Annotated in this window: 20 protein-coding genes and 1 other annotated feature; of the genes, 3 read left to right on the forward strand and 17 right to left on the reverse strand. The window is 43.2% G+C overall.

What is annotated here, in order from left to right; genetic code table 11:
* Nucleotides 1-65: 65 nt before the first annotated feature.
* The 8 genes from mreD to ACIQZD_RS03230 all read right to left on the reverse strand — a co-directional run bounded on the left by mreD (nt 66) and on the right by ACIQZD_RS03230 (nt 7,927).
* Nucleotides 66-584 carry a rod shape-determining protein MreD gene (mreD, locus tag ACIQZD_RS03195; protein ID WP_402898088.1) on the reverse strand — a complete coding sequence of 173 codons (519 nt, stop codon included), beginning with the start codon at nt 582-584 and terminating at the stop codon, nt 66-68.
* Nucleotides 581-1,453: a rod shape-determining protein MreC gene (mreC, locus tag ACIQZD_RS03200; protein WP_034308869.1), complete on the reverse strand. Its 873-nt coding sequence runs from the start codon at nt 1,451-1,453 to the stop codon at nt 581-583. The genes mreD and mreC overlap by 4 nt, the downstream gene beginning before the upstream one ends.
* A 126-nt stretch (nt 1,454-1,579) precedes the next feature.
* On the reverse strand, nt 1,580-2,599 hold the full coding sequence (locus ACIQZD_RS03205) for a rod shape-determining protein (protein WP_034308871.1): 1,020 nt from the start codon (nt 2,597-2,599) through the stop codon (nt 1,580-1,582).
* A 148-nt stretch (nt 2,600-2,747) separates the two neighbouring features.
* Nucleotides 2,748-3,422 carry a RadC family protein gene (gene radC, locus ACIQZD_RS03210; RefSeq protein ID WP_402899873.1) on the reverse strand — a complete coding sequence of 225 codons (675 nt, stop codon included), beginning with the start codon at nt 3,420-3,422 and terminating at the stop codon, nt 2,748-2,750.
* Nucleotides 3,423-3,480: 58 nt separating this feature from the next.
* Complete coding sequence (locus tag ACIQZD_RS03215) at nt 3,481-4,050, reverse strand: Maf family protein (protein ID WP_402898091.1); 570 nt, start codon at nt 4,048-4,050, stop codon at nt 3,481-3,483.
* A gap of 192 nt (nt 4,051-4,242) precedes the next feature.
* Nucleotides 4,243-5,220, reverse strand: coding sequence for a hypothetical protein (locus ACIQZD_RS03220; protein ID WP_402898094.1), 978 nt, complete (start codon nt 5,218-5,220; stop codon nt 4,243-4,245).
* A 306-nt stretch (nt 5,221-5,526) separates the two neighbouring features.
* On the reverse strand, nt 5,527-6,279 hold the full coding sequence (locus tag ACIQZD_RS03225; RefSeq protein WP_402898097.1) for a prepilin peptidase: 753 nt from the start codon (nt 6,277-6,279) through the stop codon (nt 5,527-5,529).
* Between the two features lie 358 nt (nt 6,280-6,637).
* Nucleotides 6,638-7,927, reverse strand: a complete 1,290-nt coding sequence (locus ACIQZD_RS03230; protein ID WP_402898100.1) for a bifunctional folylpolyglutamate synthase/dihydrofolate synthase — start codon at nt 7,925-7,927, stop codon at nt 6,638-6,640.
* 98 nt (nt 7,928-8,025) lie between these two features.
* Here ACIQZD_RS03230 and ACIQZD_RS03235 point away from each other — a divergent pair, with 98 nt between their 5' ends.
* The gene (locus ACIQZD_RS03235; RefSeq protein ID WP_402898103.1) at nt 8,026-8,967 is read left to right on the forward strand and encodes an ATP-grasp domain-containing protein; all 942 of its coding nucleotides are present in this window, start codon (nt 8,026-8,028) and stop codon (nt 8,965-8,967) included.
* Nucleotides 8,936-9,778: an ATP-grasp domain-containing protein gene (locus tag ACIQZD_RS03240; RefSeq protein WP_402898106.1), complete on the forward strand. Its 843-nt coding sequence runs from the start codon at nt 8,936-8,938 to the stop codon at nt 9,776-9,778. The genes ACIQZD_RS03235 and ACIQZD_RS03240 overlap by 32 nt, the downstream gene beginning before the upstream one ends.
* 51 nt (nt 9,779-9,829) lie before the next feature.
* Here the strand turns inward: ACIQZD_RS03240 and ACIQZD_RS03245 are convergent, their stop codons facing one another.
* A complete protein-coding gene (locus tag ACIQZD_RS03245; RefSeq protein WP_402898108.1) occupies nt 9,830-12,481 on the reverse strand; it encodes a valine--tRNA ligase in 2,652 nt (883 codons plus the stop codon).
* A 43-nt stretch (nt 12,482-12,524) separates the two neighbouring features.
* Nucleotides 12,525-12,751 (reverse strand) — a binding site (T-box leader).
* Nucleotides 12,752-12,977: 226 nt separating this feature from the next.
* On the opposite strand from ACIQZD_RS03245, the gene ACIQZD_RS03250 reads away from it, so the two are divergent.
* A complete protein-coding gene (locus ACIQZD_RS03250; RefSeq protein WP_101222799.1) occupies nt 12,978-13,169 on the forward strand; it encodes a hypothetical protein in 192 nt (63 codons plus the stop codon).
* A gap of 56 nt (nt 13,170-13,225) precedes the next feature.
* Here the strand turns inward: ACIQZD_RS03250 and ysxE are convergent, their stop codons facing one another.
* From ysxE to hemA, 8 genes are all read right to left on the reverse strand, one after another.
* A complete protein-coding gene (gene ysxE, locus ACIQZD_RS03255) occupies nt 13,226-14,296 on the reverse strand; it encodes a spore coat protein YsxE (protein WP_402898112.1) in 1,071 nt (356 codons plus the stop codon).
* A gap of 87 nt (nt 14,297-14,383) precedes the next feature.
* Nucleotides 14,384-15,805: a LysM peptidoglycan-binding domain-containing protein gene (locus tag ACIQZD_RS03260; protein ID WP_402898116.1), complete on the reverse strand. Its 1,422-nt coding sequence runs from the start codon at nt 15,803-15,805 to the stop codon at nt 14,384-14,386.
* A gap of 393 nt (nt 15,806-16,198) precedes the next feature.
* Nucleotides 16,199-17,488: a glutamate-1-semialdehyde 2,1-aminomutase gene (gene hemL / locus ACIQZD_RS03265; protein WP_402898119.1), complete on the reverse strand. Its 1,290-nt coding sequence runs from the start codon at nt 17,486-17,488 to the stop codon at nt 16,199-16,201.
* Nucleotides 17,489-17,529: 41 nt separating this feature from the next.
* Entirely contained in the window at nt 17,530-18,522 is a 993-nt protein-coding gene (gene hemB / locus ACIQZD_RS03270; RefSeq protein WP_352919453.1) for a porphobilinogen synthase, read from the reverse strand.
* Between the two features lies 1 nt (nt 18,523).
* A complete protein-coding gene (locus tag ACIQZD_RS03275) occupies nt 18,524-19,315 on the reverse strand; it encodes a uroporphyrinogen-III synthase (RefSeq protein WP_402898125.1) in 792 nt (263 codons plus the stop codon).
* Nucleotides 19,315-20,247: a hydroxymethylbilane synthase gene (gene hemC, locus ACIQZD_RS03280; protein WP_137020109.1), complete on the reverse strand. Its 933-nt coding sequence runs from the start codon at nt 20,245-20,247 to the stop codon at nt 19,315-19,317. The genes ACIQZD_RS03275 and hemC overlap by 1 nt, the downstream gene beginning before the upstream one ends.
* Before the next feature lie 9 nt (nt 20,248-20,256).
* Nucleotides 20,257-21,087, reverse strand: coding sequence for a cytochrome C assembly family protein (locus ACIQZD_RS03285; RefSeq protein ID WP_133349505.1), 831 nt, complete (start codon nt 21,085-21,087; stop codon nt 20,257-20,259).
* Between the two features lie 10 nt (nt 21,088-21,097).
* A complete protein-coding gene (hemA, locus tag ACIQZD_RS03290; protein WP_402898130.1) occupies nt 21,098-22,444 on the reverse strand; it encodes a glutamyl-tRNA reductase in 1,347 nt (448 codons plus the stop codon).
* Nucleotides 22,445-22,658: the final 214 nt, after the last annotated feature.

The following is a 22,658-nucleotide window of genomic DNA, read 5'->3' on the forward strand; positions in this document are numbered from 1 at the left end:
CCTTTTTCTACGTACACGGAAAAGAGAAAATACATTTCCCACCTGCTTCTTAAGACACAGGAACGTTATTCCGTTTCTCCTTGCAAATCAAGCTTTTCAATCATTCTCTTTAAAGGGTAGCAGCTAATTATAATGAATGCGAGATTCAATAATAATGTCGGAATCAATCTCCGTTCCGCAAATTCACCAAATCCCATATCTGCAAAAGATAGTATGATATTCATCTGAAAGATGACAACCTCTAAAACTGCCGTGAATAAAAGCGCAGTAAGACAGGCAATCAATATATTATTTTGCAGGATTTTCATGCATTTTGATATCAGATAGGCAAGAAAAGGCAGCAGGAACATGTAAGTCCCAAGGATTTCCGTATATACGACATCATAAGTCAACCCAAGAATCGCCCCATAAAGCATCCCCATTTTCCTTGAACCGAACATGGTCAGGAAAAAAACGAAAACCATCATGAAATGGGGCACGAGGATTTTATCGGCCCCGAATGCATCTCCAGCGAACATCTGGGCGAAGATGCTTTCAAAAACAAAAAAAACCAAGGCTATAAAAGAAAGGATGAAATATCTCACTCAGCTTCATCCTCCCCTTCACTTTCTTTCGGTACACCGTCCACTTCGCGCTGAACGACCATGACGTTATTAATATCATAAAAATCCGTCGAAGGTTCAATATATGCGGTCTGGTTCAATCCATATTGATCCACTTTGACATCGACAACTTTCCCGATCAGCAGACCTTTCGGAAAGATCCCTCCATAACCGGATGTGATGACCAATGAATTTTTCTTGATCTTTTTATCATATGGGATCCGTTTCATCAGCAAAAGGTTCTTCTTATCATCGAATCCTTCAATCAAGCCATATGCTTTATCATCACCTTGGACGATCGCTGAGACACGATTGGCTTTATCGATCGAGCTTAAAAGTTGAACCGAGGCCGTGAAATCCGTCGCTGATTTCACCTTACCGACTAACCCATTGGAAGTGATGACAGCCATATTTTTTTCTACCCCATTACGCTTCCCTTTATTAATCGTCAGCATTTCATGCCAGCGGTCGGGATTACGTCCAATGACCGTCGCCTGAGTGGGCGAATACTTGCGCAGGTCATCTTCTTTTTTGAGGTTATCGCGAAGTTCTTCATTTTCTTCCTTTAAATCTTGGACTTGGGTTTTCAATAATACATATTCATCCAAGCGGGCTTTCAATTTTTTGTTTTCATCGTATGTATGTTGAAGGTCTTTTAAGCCCCCTACAAAACCTGTTATACCCGATACTGGCTTATTAAACACATTTCCGACCCAGCCTGTCGTATCTTTCAGGAATTGCTCCGGCCAAGTCAACTCTTCTCTCTCCCTTAATGAAAAACCGATCAATGCCACGAGAACGATAATACTAACGAGCAAGAGAAGGAGTTTTTTATTAAAAAACTGTGGCATGGTGATTACACCTCTATCTAAAATTTCTTAAAATTACATTATGGATTTAATTAAACAGCAAAACATAAGAAAAACCGGCTCAAAATTGCACCTTTTGTTGAGCCGGCCCTATTTGAGAAGTAATGCTTATCGCGAATCTCTTGATTTAGTCTTGAATAAATGAATGTGGTCCAGCGCTTTTCCCGTTCCGATTGCAACACAATCCAGCGGATTTTCAGCGATGATCACCGGCATTTGCGTTTCTTCACTGATGACTTTATCCAAATTGCGCAGCAAAGCGCCCCCGCCTGTCAGCACAATGCCTCTGTCCATGATGTCAGCCGCTAATTCAGGTGGTGTTTTCTCTAAAGTGTTTTTCACGGAATCCACAATTGCAGAAACTGTGTCGCTTAATGCTTTGGATATTTCCTCAGCTGTAATTTCGATCGTTTTCGGTAATCCAGTCAATAGGTCACGGCCGCGAATTTCCATGTTTTCTACGCCTTCCGTATCCCCAGCAGAACCAATTTCCATTTTGATCGCTTCAGCAGTACGCTCACCGATCATCAAATTGTAGTTCTTACGGATGTAAACGATAATTGCATCATCCATTTCGTCACCGGCGATACGGATCGATTGGCTTGTAACGATTCCGCCAAGGGAAATGATTGCCACTTCCGTCGTTCCTCCGCCGATATCAACGACCATGCTGCCTGTAGGCTCCCAAACAGGAAGGTCCGCACCGATCGCTGCTGCAAACGGTTCTTCGATTGGATATGCGTCACGGGCTCCAGCTTGTCTAGCTGCATCGATGACTGCACGCTGCTCAACTGCCGTAATTCCTGAAGGCACACAAATCATGACATATGGCTTGTTGCCGAATACGCCCTTCTTTTGAGCTTCCTTCATATAGTACTTCATCATGGTAGCCGTCGTTTCATAATCGGCAATTACTCCATCCTTCATCGGGCGGAGGGCAACCACGTTACCAGGTGTACGGCCGATCATGTTTTTCGCATCGTTTCCGACTGCAACGATTTGCTTTGTATCTGTTTGCACCGCTACAACCGATGGTTCACGTACTGCGATACCTTTTCCTTTCACATAGACAAGCGTATTCGCCGTTCCTAAATCAATCCCTATATCTCTAGCGCCAATTCCAAACATTATGGTATCTCCCTTTCGTAAACAAAAATGCCTTTTTATAAGTTCAAATAATAATTTGTCGTTTTTTGACAATAAGAGTTTTGAAAAAGTTTCCTCTTTTAAAAATCATAAACAATATTATATCGTATCGTCAAAAATTTTGATAGTGTCATAAATAACCTTTTTCCTTCAAACTAACATATTTATGCTCCCCGATGATGATATGGTCCAATACTGCAATCCCGATTATTTTACCACATTCGACTAGCCTTTTCGTCACTTCAATATCTTCTCTGCTGGGAGAGGGGTCTCCGGAGGGGTGGTTATGAAGACAGATGATAGAGGCAGCGGACCTTTTGAAAGCCTCTTTGAAGACCTCGCGGGGATGCACGATCGAGGCATTGAGGCTGCCGATGAATACCGTAGTTTTTTGAAGCACTTGATTTTTCGTATTTAAATAAAGACAGACGAAATGTTCCTGTGATAAAAACCGCATTTCTTCCATGCAATAATTGGCTCCATCTTCAGGAGATCTAATCACATAACGGTCTTGATCATTCAAATTGTTAATTCTCCTGCCAAGTTCGACAGAGGCCAGGATTTGAATCGCTTTTGCTTCACCAATCCCTTTAATCACGGTCAGTTCTTCCACGGAGGCTTCTTTCAGCAGGCGCAGGCCCTTGAAGGAATTGATGAGCCTGCCGGATAGTTGCAGGACGGATTCTTCCCTTGATCCCGTCCTCAATAGCAGAGCGAGCAATTCCTGATTGGAGAGACTCTGCGGTCCGTCCTGCAAAAACCTTTCGCGCGGCCTCTCCTCTTTCGGGTAATCCCGTATTAACATTTTTTCGCTCAAAAGATCAACCCTTCCTTAGAAAAGGGTAGATGCCAGAGGAAATCGATCATTCTAACTCTTCCTGCATCGCTTTAAGTTCCCGGGCCAGTCTTGAGACCGGAAGCCCGACGACTGAGAAATAGTCCCCTTTGATTCGTTCGACAAGAAGAGATCCGTATCCTTGAATCCCATAGCCGCCAGCTTTGTCAAAAGGTTCCCCGCTATCCAGATAACGTTCGATTTCAGCTTCTGGCAGCTCCCAAAATGTCACTTCCGTTTTTTCTGCGAATTCTCTGCGATGCTTGCCGAATAGAATGGCGACACCTGTGTATACTTCATGTGTCCGTCCCGATAACATTTCCAGCATTCTCTTTCCATCCGCACGGCTTGTCGGCTTACCCAATATCTCACCATCAAGGACAACAACGGTATCCGAGCCGATTACCCAGCTTTCCTGAAATTTTGCTGCGATGGCCTCCGCTTTACGGGATGCCAGTTCTTTCACCGCTGCATCAGGACACATGTTTTCATCAATACTTTCATCGACATTGGAATTCATGCTTTCAAAGGGGATTTGAAGAAATTGTAGAAGTTCTTTACGACGTGGTGATGAAGAAGCTAAAATCAATGGCTGCATAATATAAAAGTCACCTTTCTTTACATAGGGAGATACATAACTATCCTATCAAATTATGGTGCAATCCACAATTATTGTTTACTAGGAATCGACAAATGCCTGTAAGTATTTCCCGGAAAATAAAAAAGGTGTCACAGATGGTTTCATATTGGGGAGCTTGTTCCATTGGGCAGCCCCCCTTCTTTTCCTTACTTAACTCGATTTGTTTTGGAAATTCAATAAAAAATCAAGAAGACTTTCTTGAGCCTGGAATAGCTTTTCTTCGTTTTTGGAAGTCTCATATTCATCAATCGACTTTGCGGCAGCAGTCAGGTCATCGTTCATATTCGAAAACTCCGGCGATAATTTCCCCGCCTTCAGTTCATCCATGTTTTTTTTCAGGGTTTCTTTGTTTACCGTCCCTTCCTTTCCGCGAAGCTTGGTTGCGGATGTTTCTGCCAACGAAGCATATACTTCCTTCATCTTGTCGAGTGTTTTCTCATCTTCCTGGCTTGTCCCAGCCGCTTCAAAATTGATTTCCTTCCAATATACGTCCACATCATAGGACTTTAAGAATAAGGCCAGCTCCTTACTTGCAGCTAGACTCTCTGCCGATCCCAAGAATAGATAATAGCTGTCTTCCAATTTGAAAATTTCAGCAGGAACCTGCTTTTCAATGATTTTCTTTTGTATTTGCCTTGCCGCATCCTCGCTGCTGAATACTCCTCCCTGTACAAGGAATGTCTTCAGCTGGTTTCCTGGTTCAGTCACTGCCGATTTTTTATCCTCCTCAACAGTGGCTTCCGTTGGAACCGGGGTCTCGACCGAAGATACTTCAGCTTTTTCCTTTGTAATCGTTTTAACGGCGATCAAGCCAAGAATCGACCCAAAAAAAACAGCACAAATGACAGCGATCATGAATGTCTTGATCGGTCTTTTATCAGAACTTTTCAGCGAACTGGTACCAAAACCGATGAGCTTCGGCATTTTCTTCTTTGGAGGTGAGGGAACCAATACGATTTTGTTCTCGTTTGAATCCTCAGGGAGTATCCATTCGAAACTCTCATCTTTGTGTTCCTGTTCCTGCTCCTTACTCGCCGCCTCTTGACTTTCAATCTTTTTATCGGCAAATACTTTTTCTTCCCCATTTATTTTAATGGTTACACCCTTGCTTTGTTCCGGCTTGCCCAATTTTTTTCCTCCCCTCCAGATCATTTTTTTCATCCTAACATAGAGGTAAAAAAAAATAACAAGACTTTTGTCGTCTTGTCATTAATAGGTTTCGTCAAATTTCCCTATTCATATATGGGTAACTAAAATAGACTTACAGGTACTGGTACTTCTGGTTCACGAACCATTCAATATCGCCTCTCACCAATTACATACATCACACTTTCATGACAGCTTCACTTGCAGCCAATTGGGGATAGTTCCCTACTGCGTATTGTTCAGGTGATTTTTGACAAATTCCTCTTGGATTAGGATGGTTCTTTAAGCTCATCTTAAAAAAGTTACATACCAATGTAAAAGGGAATCGCCCCAAAAATAAGCAGTCAATGTCCCAAAAACGATATACGGTCCGAAAGGAATAAGTGTTTTCTTTTTTAGGATTCCGGTCAGCAATCCGGTGAAGCCCAGGAATGCCCCATAAAAGCACGCAAAAAGAAACGATAACAGCACCATCTTCAGTCCCAATACAAAACCAATCACTGCAAATAGCTTGATATCACCGCCACCCATGCCACCCTGACTCACGACAGCGATTAATAACAGCAGGCTAAAGCCCACCACGGCCCCGACAATTGAATCCCACCAGGGCGACAGCGGAAATGAGACTCTTAAAACGATAAAAATCACCGTAAAGAAAAGCAGTATTTTATCAGGTATGAGCATATAGGCGACATCAGTCACAAAGATGATCATAAATAATGAAATCAATGTCAAGCCAACCAAGAGTTCGCTCGACCAGCCAAGGAATATGGGGGCAGAAGCAAACAAAACACCGGTCAGCATTTCCACTATCGGATAAAGGGGGGAAATCCTTGCTTTACAGCTCCGGCATTTTCCGTCTTGCAACATATAGGAAATAACCGGCATCAACTCGTAGAATGTCAATGTACGCCCGCAATAAGGGCAGGCGGAGCGACGATTCGCAAATGTCTGACCGGCTGGAACACTTAAACCGACAACGTTAAAGAATGAGCCTAAAATTAAGCCGAAGACGAAGAGATAGATATGGATAGCCATCATTTATACAAAGTGCATGAGGATTCGATTGCTTTTCTATGAAACCCTAATAAAAAAGTCCCTTCCGCTATGTAATCATCACTGGGGCTTTTCATGATTATTCATTCCTCCCGTCATTTCATTAAGTAGATCCTACTATTCATCAATCATGTAGAATCAATATATAAACATATTTTAACAAATATACTTGGTGATTTGTTATCAATCACTCTATTAGAGTTTTTTCTTTTCAAGCGGCTCTGTTAACAAGGGAAAAGGACCTTTGAAAAGATCCTTTCAGGTTACTCATGAAGTTGACCATTCACTAGTTCACTCTGTATAGCAGAAGGAAAAATAATAGTCCAACGGTAATGCACATCCTTTAGGCATTTCCCCTGATTAGGAACTCCCTCACAAGTGAAAGGAAATGGAGCGACCCTGTGATGACAAGAATCTCTTTTTCCCCTGTTTTCCTTTTGCCTTCCGTTATCGCCGCCTCCCACTCTTTGTTTATACGTTTATTTGGATGACTGCATTTTTCATAAAGCATTTTCGCATCCGCCGCCCGTTCATGGTCGAATTCGGTAATGATGATTTCCATCGCTTCCGTTTCCAGTCCATGAAGCATCTCGGAATAATTTTTATCTTTAAATGAACTGAATACGAATCGGTACTTATAGTCGGGGTAATGCACTTTTAGCGTTTCCTTCAGCACGTCGATGCCGGCAGGATTATGTGCACCATCGATGATCACCAACGGCTCATCCGATATTTTTTCAAAGCGGCCATCCCATTTCGCTTCGCCTATTCCTTTAAGGATGCTTTTTTCATCGATATTTTCCATTCCTAATGTGACAGCAGCAATGGCCAGTGCCGCATTCTCCATTTGATGACGGCCTAGCATCCGCATTTTCACATTTTCGATAGATCTGTCTGCAAACGAAAATGAGAAACTTTGCCCTCGATCACTTTGCTTTATTTTGCCTATATGAAAGTCTTTACCTAATTGGTAATAAGGTACGCCTAAAGATGACGCTTTTTCTTCAATTACTTTAGCTGGTTCCCCGGCTGTGACTCCGCTGATGATCGGCGCCCCGCTTTTAATGATGCCCGCCTTCTCAAAAGCAATTTCCTCAAGTGTGTTACCCAGGATGCCCGTATGTTCCAAAGAAATCGAGGTAATGATCGAAAGAAACGGCTGGATGACATTCGTTGTATCGAGCCTGCCTCCCAAACCGGTTTCCATCAAAACCAAATCCACTTCCTTTTTACTAAAATAGGAAAATGCCACCGCAGTCAAAATTTCGAACTGAGTAGGACCGTCCCCTTTACTGTCCATCTCTTGAATAATCGGCCAAAGCTCCCGGAAGACGGCGATAAAATCCTTATCACTGATTTCATCTTCATTAATCTTGAGCTGTTCATTCATCCGTATTAAATAAGGTGATGTGAAGGAAGCGACCCGAATCCCTTGGGCAATTAGGATTTCTTTAATATATTGCAGTGTTGATCCTTTCCCGTTAGATCCTGCAATATGAATATACTTTAGCGCCTTGTGCGGGTCTCCTAATTCAGTTAACAATGCTTCCATCCGTGATAGGCCAAAATTCATGCCCAATTGAACTTGGCGCCGTTCAAAAAAATGATTGATTTCTTTCATGGTCGTTACCATTATCGTTGTGCCTCCTCTTTCTTTATACCGCTCTTATGCGTTAAGATTATTTTATCAATATATGAACGATTAACCTAGATGAAAGGTAGTGTTTTACCATGAAACCTTCAGATTTCCACTGTTGGATTGTCGTTAACGGCTATTTACAGCATAATAAGTTTTCCAGTTTAGCTTTGTTCATTAAAGAGGCGGCTGAAAGGAAAGATATCACGGCAACCCTTATTCGTAATTCAGATCTCATTCCCATAATCGAAAAAGGAGTGCCACTGCTTAAAGGAGCTTTTGATAAGCTTCCTGATTTTGTTCTGTTCATGGATAAAGACATTCATTTGGCACGCCATTTGGAATTGCTCGGCACCCCCGTTTATAACAGCAGTAAAGCGATCGATATTTGCGACAGCAAAGCAAAAACACATCAAGCATTAGCCGGGCATGGCATACCGATGCCGAAAACCTTATTTCCCCCTTTTACGTACGAAGGGATTGAAAGGGTCAATATGGATGCTTTTATACAAATCGGCAATGAACTTGGGTATCCACTTATCGTTAAGGAAGCATACGGTTCTTTTGGGGAACAAGTATATTTGATCCAAACAGAGGATGAGTTACTAAAGACGATCCGTAATCTTGGCCACAAACCATTTATCATCCAGGAATTCATCGAGCACAGTAAAGGTCGGGATATTCGTGTGAATGTCGTGGGCAATCAAGTCATAGCAGCGATGCAACGCCATTCGGAGCAAGACTTCCGAGCTAATATGACTGCCGGAGGGCAGGCTGCACCATATATACCCACCAGTGAAGAAGCACAACTTGCCATCCGATGTGCGCAAATTCTGGGTGCCGACTTCGCTGGCGTCGATTTGTTGTTCGGTGAAGATGGTCCGCTTTTGTGCGAAGTGAATTCGAATTCGCATTTACTGAATATTTATGAATGCACAGGCATCAACATTGCTGATAGCATGTTCGATTATATCTTGAAAGAATTAGGAAAAGGAAGTGCATCTGATGAAAAAACAAGCAGGCTGGTTGATTTATAACCGTGAGGATGCCTTAAAAAACAAAGGATACATAGATTGGATGCTTGACGAAGCCAGTAAGCTTGATCTTGATTTACACTTTCACTTTCGGGAAGACCTTAGGATCGGTCATCGTTTCAACGAGTTGTACGTGGAACATGAGACGCAGCCAATTTCATTGCCAGACTTTGCTATCGTCCGGACCATCGATCCTTTTTTTACAAAGCAACTTGAGCAACTGGGGATTGCTTGCTTTAACTCCTCTTTCGTATCGGAAATCGCGAATGACAAAGCAAAGACGCATCAATATTTGTCCTCACTTGGGATTCCAATGGCCGATACCGTATATTGTAACGGAAAGCCGAGTGCCGATGACATGGAGTTCCCTTTCATTGCTAAAGAAACAAGTGGACGCGGCGGGAAACAAGTTTATCTAATACAACATGCCGATGATCTTGCCGAACTGAAAGATGGAAATTGGATAGTCCAAAAACCCGGCTTATTCGGTAAAGATATCCGCGTATTTGTAATTGGAAAAAAAGTGAAGGCTGCTGTACTTAGGGAATCCGCTTCAAGTTTCAAGGCAAATTATACGCTGGGCGGATCGGCTTCACTATATGAGCTATCTGCAGCTGAATTAGCCCTTGTTGAAAGAGTAATGAGGTCGTTTGATTTCGGCCTGGTCGGGATCGATTTCATATTTGCCGAAGATGGCAGCCTCATGCTCAACGAAATCGAGGATGTCGTCGGCAGCCGGACATTAAGTGCACTAAGTGATATGAATATCGTATCGGAGTATCTTACATTCATAAAAGAAAGAGTATCCTCCTAACGAAACACAAAAAAGGATGAACCGGCATAAAGCTGGTTCATCCTTTTGTTTTTACAGTTGTTTCAGTTCGCTGATCCTGTGGATTACAGAGTCGCGTTTTTCGCTATAATCTTTTTCCTTGGCACGTTCTTCTTCGATGACGCTTGCCGGCGCCTTTTTAACGAAGCCCTCGTTGCCTAATTTTTTCTGTACGCGCTCAACCTCTTTATTAAGTTTGTCGAGTTCTTTTTCAAGACGTTTCACTTCTTCGTCAATATTGATCAGTCCTGTAAGCGGAAGGATAAGTTCTACCCCAGTTACGACAGCTGTCATGGCTTGAGCAGGTTCTTCGACTTCGATTCCGATCGTCAATTGTTCAGGATTACAGAAACGCTCGATATAGCTGCTGTTTTTCTGTAACGTCTCTAAGATGGACTCATCTTTCGCTTTTAAAATCAAATTGATTTTTTTGCTTAGCGGTGTGTTCACCTCAGCACGGATATTACGGACGGAGCGGATGATTTCAACAAGCAGCTTCATTTCCTCGGCTGCAGCTGTATCTGTCAATCCTTCATTCACTTCCGGCCAAGCGGCAACAGTGATGGACTCACCTTGATGCGGAAGGTTCTGCCAGATTTCTTCGGTAATGAAAGGCATGAACGGGTGTAACAATCTCATCGTGTTATCCAGTACATAAGCCAAGATCGAGCGCGTCATTTTCTTCGCTGCTTCGTCTTCGCCATATAGCGGAAGCTTCGCCATTTCAATATACCAGTCACAGAAGTCATCCCAAATGAAGTTGTATAGCACACGGCCCACTTCACCAAACTCATAACGGTCCGCAAGTCTGGTTACGTTGGAAATCGTTTCATTCAAGCGCGTCAAGATCCATTTATCGGCTACAGACTTCTCACCGCTTAAATCGATTTCGTCATAAGTCATGCCATTCATGTTCATCAAAGCAAAACGGGATGCGTTCCAAATCTTATTGGAGAAGTTCCAGACCGCTTCCACTTTTTCCGTGCTGTAACGAAGATCCTGTCCAGGCGAGCTGCCCGTAGACAAGAAGTAACGCAGTGAATCGGCACCGTATTGATCGATGACATCCATCGGATCGACACCATTGCCAAGCGATTTACTCATCTTGCGCCCCTGTTCGTCACGAACGAGACCGTGGATCAGCACATCTTCAAATGGTCGTTCACCCGTGAACTCAAGAGCTTGGAAAATCATCCGCGATACCCAGAAGAAAATGATATCATAGCCTGTAACAAGTGCCCCGGTTGGATAGTAACGTTGGAAATCGACACTGTCCTTGTCAGGCCAGCCCATAGTCGAGAAAGGCCATAATGCCGAGCTGAACCATGTATCCAGAACATCCGTATCTTGTTCCCAGTTTTCAGCGTCCGCAGGCTCTTCGTGACCTACATACACTTCACCTGTTTCTTTATGGTACCAGGCTGGAATGCGGTGACCCCACCAAAGCTGACGGGAAATGCACCAGTCGCGGATATTTTCCATCCAATGCAGGTACGTTTTTTCGAAACGATCCGGTACGAAATGAACTTTTTCCTCATCGGATCCTTTTTGAAGCTCGACGGATGCATCAGCCAACGGCTGCATTTTAACGAACCATTGCGTCGAAAGATATGGTTCAACAACAGCACCGCTTCTCTCTGAATGGCCGACTGAGTGAAGGTGATCTTCGATTTTGAAGAGTACTCCTTCTTCCTGAAGGTCTTTGACGATTTGTTTACGGCATTCAAACCGGTCCATGCCCTCATATTTACCAGCCTTTTCATTCATCGAGCCATCTTCATGCATGACAAGGATGCGCTCCAAATCGTGACGGTTCCCGATTTCGAAATCATTCGGGTCATGGGCCGGAGTAATTTTGACCGCGCCTGAACCGAATTCCATATCGACATAATCATCACCGACAATCGGGATTTCCCGGCCTGTAATTGGCAAGCGGACCATTTTGCCGATCAAGTGTTTATAACGGTCATCTTCCGGATGTACAGCAACAGCAGTATCACCAAGCATCGTTTCTGGACGGGTGGTGGCAATTTCAATTTCACCTGATCCGTCTACCAACGGATATTTCATATGGTAAAATGCGCCCTGCACATCTTTGTAAATAACCTCAATATCGGATAACGCCGTTTTCGTCGATGGATCCCAGTTGATGATGTATTCGCCGCGATAAATCAAGCCCTTGTTATAAAGCGAAACGAACACTTCGCGCACAGCTTTTGAAAGCCCCTCATCAAGAGTGAAGCGTTCACGTGTATAATCAAGTCCAAGACCCAGCTTTGACCATTGTTCACGGATATGGCTCGCGTATTCCTCTTTCCATTTCCATGTCTCTTCTACGAATTTTTCACGTCCAAGGTCATAACGGCTCACGCCTTCCGCACGAAGTTTCTGTTCTACTTTCGCTTGAGTGGCGATACCGGCATGGTCCATGCCCGGCAACCATAAAACATCATAGCCTTGCATTCTTTTCATGCGTGTCAAAATATCTTGAAGTGTCGTATCCCAAGCATGGCCAAGATGAAGCTTACCTGTCACGTTAGGCGGCGGGATGACAATCGTATATGGTTCTTTTTTATCGTCACCTGTCGTTTCGAAAAACTTTCCATCAAGCCACCATTTGTAGCGGCCTTTCTCTATCGTCTGCGGATCATATTTAGTCGGCATAGAAATTTGGTTCTCTTCCATATCATTTCCTCCTTTTTAGGCATAAAAAAAACTTCCATCATCACAAAAGGACGAAGGAAGTTGTTCGCGGTGCCACCTTTTTTCCGAAAAAGAAAAAACTCTTTCGGCTCTCAAATCGGATAACGGCTCTTCACCGGCCTTCGCTACTAAGAGGTTCACGAAGACTGCTCGCGGACGACTTCGGATGCTGCTGCCTGGAAACCTCGCACCAATTTGGTTTCCTCTCTGAAAAGTGCATATCATCTTACTATTTCCGGTCTTTGCATTGATTTATATTCATATGTAAATTCATTGAATGCATATAGTATATAGTACAAAAAATATGGGGCTCCAGTCAATCATCTTTTCGCTTACTTTCCCAGGAATCATCCCATTTGATACATTCAAGGTCGTTTTCTTTATTTTATCCTCCAGAAACAGTAAATGTGACGGCTTTATCACCTTTTCCAGTGCCCACCCATATTATATAAGAAGTCCTAAAAAGGAAGGTAATAATATGAAGCGAAGATATACTCCCTATACTTTACCGCCTTGGATGAAGAAATTCCGCGGTGTCTGCCAGCAGTTCATCGTCCCCTTTATCGTATTCCAAGGATTACGCACACTGATTTTTCCGACTTTCTTCGATATGCTCCTGCTAATCGCATTTATTTTCCTGGCCATGTCTTTATATTTCGAATGGATTTAATTATTCCCTTACAGCAAAAAAATATACATGACTGGAGATAATCCAATCATGTATATTTAGCTTTGAGGTGATTGTTCTTCTTTGGCAGCCTCGGCAGCAGCCTTTTTCTGCTGTTCGATTTCTTCGATTTTCATCACCATATATTCAATATTTTTCAGAAGCCAAAATTGCCGCTGCAGTTGAGTAACATTATCAAGCTCTGAACGATGGACCCTGCCATCGGAATAACTCTTCACTAATTCCAAAGCTGATCCAGGGAATGCCAGATAACTTTGCATGAGCAGCAATTCATCTTCCTTCAACGGAAAATAACGAAAATAGTTATATAGCCAGTCAACGCAGTCATCGCATTGGACAGGATAGGTCCTGGCCGATTTAACGAGAAATGGCAGTAAATCGAAATGCGGCGGAGCCGTATTCGAATTCTCAAAATTGATGAAGTAGCCATACCCCCGCTCATCATAAACGAAATGCTTCAAAGAAACCTTTCCGTGCGTGACCACGGTTCTAACCTTTTCACTATCCTTCGTTTTTTCATACCAGGTTTCAAACTTCTTGATCGAGTACTTCAGCGCCTGTGAAATATCAGTGTAGAAAGAACAAACCGTCAGTTCGAATGGAGACATATACCACTTCTTTTCACAGCTGACAATATACTCATCCATAAAGTCCTTCTCGTTATTCCAGGCATCAAGCGTCCGTTCATAATGGGCTTCCCTTTCCTCAATATCCACTTGAATTTCCTTAACGGAAAGTGTATGCATCCGAGCAAGCTCCCTGAACATTTGCTTATGTTTTTCATCGCGCTCCCCGTCCCCCTCATTATTGAGCCAGGGCATCAGGTAATACAAACGCCCATTATGAAGAACGGCGTAACGCTGATCCATCGTTTGATAAATCGGAACGATCCGATTATAGCCGCGATGGTACAGTTTTTGAACATTTTTGATAAAATCAATGCCGTTCTGGGGTAACATCGATTTCAAGGCAAATGTACCGCGATCACTGTATACTTTTTTCACACGCCCGAAGTCCTCGATATATTGTACATACATGGCATATTCCTTCAATACGGTTTCCGTGTCCCGATTCCGGTTGGCAGGCTGCTGATTCTCGTTTTCCCTCACGAGACTCACTCACTTTCTCTAAAAAACTAAAGATTCTCCAGCACCTAAAAAACAGGAGCAGACCATATGCTCTGCTCTCTGTCCCGATCAATTCTTATATGCAACCGCCTTCGGTATATAGATGACTTGCCCTTCATGAACGTTTTGATTCGACTCCAATTCATTGCTGAAAAGTATCGATTGAACCGTAACATCATATCGTTGAGCTAAGTCATCAAGCGTTTCCCCTTGCTGAACAATGCAAACTTTCATCCTTACCAGTTCTTCTTCCTGTTTCCGTCCGAATAAATCCATGATGGAAGGCTGCTTCTCACCATGATCGGCCGTTTCTTTATCATCACGTTCCGCGGCTTGTTTCCTGCCTTTGAAATTCTTAACCTCCTTAGCCGGAGGCGCAGGTCTTTCCCTCTTTTTGAATAGATCGCTTAAGGACGAATTGGATTCCTCTTCCTGCTCCACCTTTACATGTTCATTTAGAATAGGACCCGCTGCAACGTCATCTTCCTCCTGCCGTATGACATCCTCGGTTTCTAAATTGGAAACAGGGCTATTTTGATGATTGGCTGCTTGACTTGGCTCTTCTACTTCTTCTTCTACTTCTTCTTTCAATGTCACTCTAGGAATCTCTATCTTCTCCACTGGATCCTGCCTGCTTGGTTCTTCCTCCAGTTTCCCCTCTTCCATGGAAGGTACCTTATCCGTTGGGTCAGACGGATCTCCAATAACTTCTTCCTCTACAGCTTCAGCTTCTTCCTGTCTATGCACTTCCGTTTCCCACTCCTCCTCTTCAGGATATGGTGAAACGGGAATTTCAAAAACTGGGGCACTATGCTGATCGCTTAAATAAATCGGTTCCTCTTCTTCTTGTTCTTCATTCGCTTCAGAAACTTGTTTTGACTCTGCAGAAAAGGGCGCGTATAACTCTTCTTCCTCCTCATCACGGAAAACAGGCTGAAAGTCCGGGATCGGCGGCACTGCAGCCGCATAAGGAATATACGACTCATTTTCACCATCCGTTTCTTCTTGTTCCTCTGTTTCCCCAACTTCCTGCTCCGTATCGAAACGTTCTTCCACATATGAATCATTATAGATTCCGGTTATCAAAAGATCCGCCTGCAATTTCAAACAGTTATGCTCTGGCAGGGCATAATCAAAGCTTTGAATCGAGACATCGACCTCATCCAATGAGGCAATCCGATTATTCGGAATCGTTATGTCAACCGGAAAACGGTGTGTGAACTCATTTAGTCCATTGAGATGCCTCTCGACCTTTTGAACCGCTTTTGGCAAAAAGGTCTGCGAAAACTCCTCTTCTTCACCATTTTGCGAGTCTTTATATTCACCGCTTAAATCCAACGAGCCTCGTATAAAAACATATTGATCACTTTCTTGAATCGTCACATTTGGATCAAGCGAAATGGAATATAGCTCAGCCACTTCCTGTCCCTTCTGGAACCAAACGGATTCCTCTAAAGAAAATCGTAAATACGATTCATTTTCTTGCGACAAAAACAACTCCTCCTTTCAACTTCAGGAAACGGTACCTATACCAATATCAATCTATGAAGGAAGGAAGCTGATTATTCCTTAATTTCATATGCCACACTCGAGACCTTATATTTCCTGAACCTTTTAAAAAGAAGGGATTCAAATTTTGCAGGCTAAAATTAATGCGGGATGTAACATCGACATGAAGATCCTGAATGAAACCATTAATTCGGCCTTCCTCCATTTTATTCGACCTAGATCCACATTAATTTGGCCTTCAACATTTGATTCGGTTCTACCACGTACTGATTGAATTCAAAAAAACTGGCTGCCTTTCTCCAAAAGTTTTTGGAAAATGGTAGCCAGTTCAAATTTATCATTATTCAATATATCGGTAGTTCATGAAGCCTTGCATCATTTTTTTAATTTTGCAAAAGCCTGTTCTGCCGCTGTAATGGTCTTTTCGATATCTTCATCACTATGTGCAGTGGAAAGGAATAAACCTTCAAACTGTGACGGCGGCAAGTAGATGCCTTGATTCGCCATTTCCCTATAGTAAGAAGCAAAGAACTCTAAATCGGATGTTTTTGCTGTATCATAGTTTACGACTTCTTCATTCGTAAAGAAAAGTCCAATCATGGAACCGGCACGGTTGAATGTATGGGGAACTCCGTACTTTTCCGCCGCTTCCCCAATACCTTTTTCGAGCATATCCCCTTTTCGGGCGAACTCATCATAAGATTCTGGAGTCAATTGGCTCAGCGTTTCAAGGCCGGCCGTCATGGCAAGAGGGTTACCCGACAATGTTCCCGCTTGATAGATTGTCCCACTCGGGGCAATTTGTTCCATGAATTCTCGCTTGCCTCCGAATGCTCCTACAGGCAAGCCGCCGCCAATAACTTTCCCAAGGCAAGTCAGGTCAGGTACGATGCCAAAATAGCCTTGTGCACAATTATAGTCGACACGGAACCCTGTCATAACTTCGTCAAAGATCAATAGAGCCCCGTATTGGGTCGTCACTTCACGTAAGCCTTCGAGGAAACCAGGTTGTGGCGGAACCACACCCATGTTCCCTGCAACAGGTTCTACGATGATACAGGCAATGTCTTCGCCAAATTGTTCAAATGCGTATTTGGTCGCAGCTAGATCATTATATGCTACGGTAATCGTATTTTTTGCAATGCCTTCCGGTACTCCCGGGCTATCCGGCAAACCTAATGTCGCAACGCCGGAACCCGCCTTGATCAGCAAGGAATCGCCATGGCCATGATAGGAGCCTTCGAATTTCAGGATTTTATCACGGCCTGTAATGCCTCGTGCCAGCCTTAGTGCACTCATCGTCGCTTCGGTACCTGAAGATACCATACGGATCATTTCAATCGAAGGCACCCGTTCAATGACCAGCTTGGCCAGTTCATTCTCAATCAGCGTCGAGGTTCCAAAGCTTGTACCTGATTCCGCTACCTTTTTCAATGATTCCACGACACGGTCATTCGTGTGACCCAGGATAAGCGGTCCCCATGAAAGAACATAGTCGATATATTCATTTCCATCGATATCATACATTTTTGAGCCTTTTCCGCGCTCCATGAAAATGGGATCCATGTCCACAGATTTGAAGGCACGCACCGGGCTGTTCACGCCGCCTGGCATCAAATTTTTTGCTTCGGCAAACGCTTTTTTCGATTTTTCATATGACCGCATGATTCAATCCCCTTTTTCCATTACAGGTTATATTTTTTATATCATTGATTATCTTCGTTTATCCAGCGTGCTACCTCTTTTGAAAAATAAGTAATGATCAAGTCGGAACCTGCGCGTTTCAAGCCTGTCAGCATTTCCATCACTATCGCTTTTTCATCAATCCAGCCATTTTGGGCAGCTGCCTTAACCATTGAATATTCACCGCTGACATTATAGGAAACAACCGGAAGATTAAAGTTATTCTTAACGTCCCTGATGATGTCCATGTAGGAAAGGGCCGGTTTCACGATTAGGAAGTCCGCACCTTCAGCAACATCGGATTCAGCTTCACGGAATGCTTCAAGGCGATTGGCGGGATCCATTTGGTAAGTTTTCCTGTCGCCGAATTGTGGCGCACCATTTGCGGCATCACGGAATGGGCCGTAAAAAGCCGAAGCATATTTCACCGCGTAGGACATGATCGGAATATCTTCATAACCCGCTTCATCCAGACCTGCACGGATGGCCGCAACGAAACCGTCCATCATGTTGGACGGTGCAATGATATCGGCGCCGGCCTCTGCCTGGCTGATTGCCGTTTTGGCAAGAAGGTCAAGTGAAGCGTCATTGAGGATTTTTTCCCCTTCTACGACCCCGCAATGGCCATGGCTTGTATACTCACATAGGCAGGTATCCGCTATGACAATAACATCAGGATATTGTTTTTTAATAAAACGGGTTGCCTCTTGCACAAGTCCGTTATGGTGAAATGCCCCTGTGCCCTGTTCGTCTTTATCATGATCAAAAGGGACACCGAATAAAATAACTGATTTAATGCCCAGACTCACGACTTCATCCATTTCGGCCCCCAGATTATCCATGGATAGCTGATATATACCTGGCATGGAGTTAATCTCATTTTTCACATTTTCTCCGTCGATGACGAAGATCGGATAGATCAAATCCTCTTTATGCAATTGTGTTTCACGGACCAAAGCCCTCATGCCAGCACTTGCACGCAAGCGACGGTGGCGATTGAATGGAATGTTTTTCATTTTAAAGTTCCTCCTTTTTACTTCTTTTCAAAATGAAGCGTATTAACTCCGCAATCATGGCATCCGTTGTATAAACATCTGGACAGACATTGACGGATAGCCCATGTTTTTCAGCCGTTTTAGCGGCAATCGGACCTATGCAGGCAATGATGATCCGGTCTATGTATGTATCCAATTCATGGCGTTTCATGATCTGTAAAAAATGATTGACCGTCGATGAACTCGTAAAGGTTATGATGTCGATATCATCGTTCTTTATAAGCTGTACCAGTTTTTTTTCACTGCTTCGAGGAAGCACGGTATGATAAATAATCACTTCATCACAGGATGCACCAGCTTCATTGATTGCCTCCGCAATAACCGCCCTTGCGAGATTTCCTTTTGCCAGCAACACGCGGGACCCTTTATCAAGCAGGGCATTGAACTCGGCCACGAACCCTTCGGCAACAAACTGCGTTGGAACGAAATCCGCCTTATATCCATGTCGTTTCAGTGCCGCTTCTGTTTTGGAGCCGATTACGGCTATTTTCGGAAGCTTTAAAGGCTGGTTACCAAGAAGCTTAAAGAAGAAATCCACGCCATTTTGACTAGTCAAAATGATCCAGTCATATGTAAGCAACTCATCTAACCGCTGTTGTACATCTTCCAAATGATCAGGAAGAGTGAACTCAAGCAATGGCACAAGAAGCGGCGTTCCGCCATTTTTTTCGATCGACTCTTTTAAACCATCTGCCTGTCCTTTCCCTCTGGTGATTAATACCTGATAATCCTTAAGAGGTTGAAAGGGATTCATTACTGATCAAGCTCTTCTTTTACGCGATCGATCAATTCTTTACCGCCCATTTCGCTAATCTGTTTGGCAGCAGCATGCCCAACCGCCTCGGGATCGGTTCCCTCAACCATTTCTTTATAAATCACCTTTCCATCCGGGGCAGCGACCAAAGCCGTCAAGGAAACGGAGCCATTATCTTTTGCCACCGCAAATCCGGCAATCGGTACCTGGCATCCGCCTTCCATTTTATCCAAAAAGGCACGTTCCGCTTCAACCGTTCTTTTCGTTTTTTCACATGTCAATTTCGCAAGTTCCGCCAGCAGCTCTTTGTCGTCTTCGCGGCACTCAATGGAAAGTGCTCCTTGTCCAACTGCCGGAATGCAAATATCTTCATCTAAAAATTCCGTTACGATGTCCTTCTCCCATCCCATTCTTGATAGTCCGGCAGCAGCTAAAATGATAGCATCATAATCTTCCGTTTTCAGCTTATTCAGACGGGTATCGATATTACCGCGAATCCATTTAATTTCAAGGTCCGGCCTTCTAGCCAGTATTTGCGCGCCACGGCGCAAGCTGCTTGTACCTATGATGGAACCCGGCTTCAGTTCGGAAAGGGTTTCATGATTTTTTGAAATCAAGGCATCCCGATGGTCCTCCCTCGGTGGTATGCAGCCAATCGTCAAGCCTGGAGGCAGCACTGCTGGCATATCTTTCATACTATGTACTGCCATATCAATTTCTTTATCCAGCATCGCTTGTTCGATTTCTTTAACGAATAAGCCCTTTCCGCCTACCTTGGAAAGAGTTACATCAAGGATTTGGTCACCCTTTGTGACAATTTCCTTCACCTCGAACTCGTATGGGACCCCAAGCTCCTTAAGTTGATCGATAACCCAGTTCGTTTGGGTGATCGCTAATTTACTACGTCTAGAACCGACAATTATTTTTCTCATAGTTTCCTCCTATGTATTCCAAAAGTGGAATGTTGAAAGGCTTCCGAAAAGGAAAAAGTTAATTAACACAATCATGAAAGATCCAATATTCAGAAAGGCTAGCGTCCTTCCATACATTTGTTTCCGAATTTTCAAGTATAAAAACACACTGTAAGCAATAAGCAAAATAAATGAGCCGATGATCTTCATGTCCAGCCAGGATACCCCAGGCACTTTTATATATGCCCATTGAATCCCCAGGATAAGGGAGACCACTAATAATGGAACACCTATTACTGCGAGGACATAAGACATTTGCTCGAGCTTTGTTAGATCGCCGAGTCGAAGCAGGCGTTTTCCCCATTTCTTCCGTTTCAGTAAATCATATTGAATTAAGTATAAAAGTGAAAAAACGAAAGAAAGCGTGAATGCGCCATATGATAGGATGGCAAAAGTGATATGTATGAGCAGTAGCTCTGAAACCAGGCGCTGTGCAAGGACTTGAGATTCTATCTGAACAGGTGCAAAGGTATGGATGGCCATAACCATGAAACCTAATACATTCGTAAAAAAGACAGTAAAATCGACTCTTAGCAATCGGTTAATGATTAAAGATAACGATATGAGGACCCATGCATAAAAATATAAGCCTTCAAAAATCGTCAATACCGGGAACCTTCCCGTTTTCAACACATACAGAAATAAAAAAATTGTTTGCAGTACCCAAACAATAGAAAGCAACCAGAAGGCGACCCTGTTCGCCTTCTGGTTATTATTGAGGAAATCGATAAAATATAAAAGCATACTGATGGCATATAACAAAACAGTGGCTTCATGCAATCTTGTCATTAGTAATTCCATATCTACCCCATTACTGGACAGGAACTGGATTCAATAGGGATGACTTGGAGCTGTTCCGTTCTTTTTCATCCGCAACCAGCTGGTCTTCAATCAATTCCTCTAACTGGAATATTTTCACGAAATTATTCAATTGCTCTTTTGCATTCGGCTCATCTGCCAGCTCTTTTGCATAAAGTATCGGATCTTTCAGCATTTGGTTGATGATGCTTTTCGTATGCTTGTTCAGAACTTTTTTGTCCCGTTCGCTCAAATGCGGAAGCTTTCTTTCGATGCTTATCATCGTTTCCTTTTGGATCGATAGGGATTTTTCCCGTAAAGAAGAAATGACGGGAACCACACCAAGCAAATTAATCCACTGATTGAAATCAACGATTTCTGATTCGATCATCAATTCTATTTTCTCGGCAGCTTTTTTACGTTCTTCGATATTGGCTTGCACGATCCCTTCAAGGTCGTCAATGTCATATAAGAAGACATTTTCCAGCTCGGCCAATGTTGGATCGAGGTCACGCGGCACTGCGATATCGACCATGAAAATAGGACGGCCTTTACGAAGCTTATTGATGAATGACATCATTTCCTTTGTTACAAGAAGATCTTTTGATCCAGTGGAAGTAATCAGGATATCAGCTTCCACTAAAGCGCATTGCAGCTCTTGAAGCTGTTTCGCCTTACCATTGAATCTCTCGGCCAGATCGACCGCTTTCTGGAAGGTGCGGTTAATGACCGTAATGCTGTCTGCACCATTGCTATGCAGATTTTGAATGGCCAGCTCACCCATCTTACCGGCCCCAAGAATCAAGACATTCTTACCGTTCAGGCCTCCAAAGATTTTCTTGGCAAGCTCGACTGCCGCATAGCTGACTGAAACGGCATTTGTATTGATTTCGGTTTCCGAATGAGCTTTTTTAGCCAATGTAAGGGCTTGCTTGAAGAGATGGTTAAAAACGGTACCGATCGTATCTTCCTTCTGCCCTAACAGGTAGCTTGAACGTACTTGTCCCAAAATCTGAGTTTCTCCCAGTATCATGGAATTCAAGCCGCAGGTAACTGAAAATAAATGCTCGACAGCCCCATCGCCTTCATAAATGAACAGATATTTGGAAAATTCTTCTTTATCGATATTAAACCATTCCGAAAGAAATTCCTTTATATAATACCTGCTTGTATGAAGCTGGTCACCGACCGCATATATTTCCGTCCTGTTACATGTTGAAATAATAATATTTTCCAAGATGCTTTTTTTATTTTTAAGAGCTTTCATTGCCTCGGCAAGTTCGGCTTCGTTAAACGATAGTTTTTCCCGAATTTCTACAGGGGCAGTTTTGTAATTTATACCAACCGCTAGAATATGCATCCTTTTGTTTTGCACCCCCAAAATTTTTCATGTAAATTTATTATACCATGTACTAAAATGGTTTTACGCAAATAATATGAACAGTTTATGAATAACGTATGCTACCATGAAAAGACAGCCAAAACGCCCGAAATGCTACAAAAGGTGTCTAAGCGGGATTGGTAAGTTACATACATATTTCGACATTGTGTACAAAAGTACCATATCAAAAATG

Origin of the sequence: Peribacillus sp. NPDC096447, from assembly GCF_044762725.1 — a bacterium.
Lineage (GTDB): Bacteria > Bacillota > Bacilli > Bacillales > DSM-1321 > Peribacillus.

What these genes read in the sequence shown, in the direction of transcription:
- mreC (WP_034308869.1), bottom strand. Translation starts at nt 1,453, where the DNA reads ATGCCACAGTTTTTTAATAAAAAACTCCTTCTCTTGCTCGTTAGTATT.
- ACIQZD_RS03205 (WP_034308871.1), bottom strand. Translation starts at nt 2,599, where the DNA reads ATGTTTGGAATTGGCGCTAGAGATATAGGGATTGATTTAGGAACGGCG.
- radC (WP_402899873.1), bottom strand. Translation starts at nt 3,422, where the DNA reads ATGTTAATACGGGATTACCCGAAAGAGGAGAGGCCGCGCGAAAGGTTT.
- ACIQZD_RS03215 (WP_402898091.1), bottom strand. Translation starts at nt 4,050, where the DNA reads ATGCAGCCATTGATTTTAGCTTCTTCATCACCACGTCGTAAAGAACTT.
- ACIQZD_RS03225 (WP_402898097.1), bottom strand. Translation starts at nt 6,279, where the DNA reads ATGATGGCTATCCATATCTATCTCTTCGTCTTCGGCTTAATTTTAGGC.
- ACIQZD_RS03230 (WP_402898100.1), bottom strand. Translation starts at nt 7,927, where the DNA reads ATGGTAACGACCATGAAAGAAATCAATCATTTTTTTGAACGGCGCCAA.
- ACIQZD_RS03235 (WP_402898103.1), top strand. Translation starts at nt 8,026, where the DNA reads ATGAAACCTTCAGATTTCCACTGTTGGATTGTCGTTAACGGCTATTTA.
- ACIQZD_RS03240 (WP_402898106.1), top strand. Translation starts at nt 8,936, where the DNA reads ATGAAAAAACAAGCAGGCTGGTTGATTTATAACCGTGAGGATGCCTTA.
- ACIQZD_RS03245 (WP_402898108.1), bottom strand. Translation starts at nt 12,481, where the DNA reads ATGGAAGAGAACCAAATTTCTATGCCGACTAAATATGATCCGCAGACG.
- ACIQZD_RS03250 (WP_101222799.1), top strand. Translation starts at nt 12,978, where the DNA reads ATGAAGCGAAGATATACTCCCTATACTTTACCGCCTTGGATGAAGAAA.
- hemL (WP_402898119.1), bottom strand. Translation starts at nt 17,488, where the DNA reads ATGCGGTCATATGAAAAATCGAAAAAAGCGTTTGCCGAAGCAAAAAAT.
- hemB (WP_352919453.1), bottom strand. Translation starts at nt 18,522, where the DNA reads ATGAAAAACATTCCATTCAATCGCCACCGTCGCTTGCGTGCAAGTGCT.
- ACIQZD_RS03275 (WP_402898125.1), bottom strand. Translation starts at nt 19,315, where the DNA reads ATGAATCCCTTTCAACCTCTTAAGGATTATCAGGTATTAATCACCAGA.
- hemC (WP_137020109.1), bottom strand. Translation starts at nt 20,247, where the DNA reads ATGAGAAAAATAATTGTCGGTTCTAGACGTAGTAAATTAGCGATCACC.
- ACIQZD_RS03285 (WP_133349505.1), bottom strand. Translation starts at nt 21,087, where the DNA reads ATGGAATTACTAATGACAAGATTGCATGAAGCCACTGTTTTGTTATAT.
- hemA (WP_402898130.1), bottom strand. Translation starts at nt 22,444, where the DNA reads ATGCATATTCTAGCGGTTGGTATAAATTACAAAACTGCCCCTGTAGAA.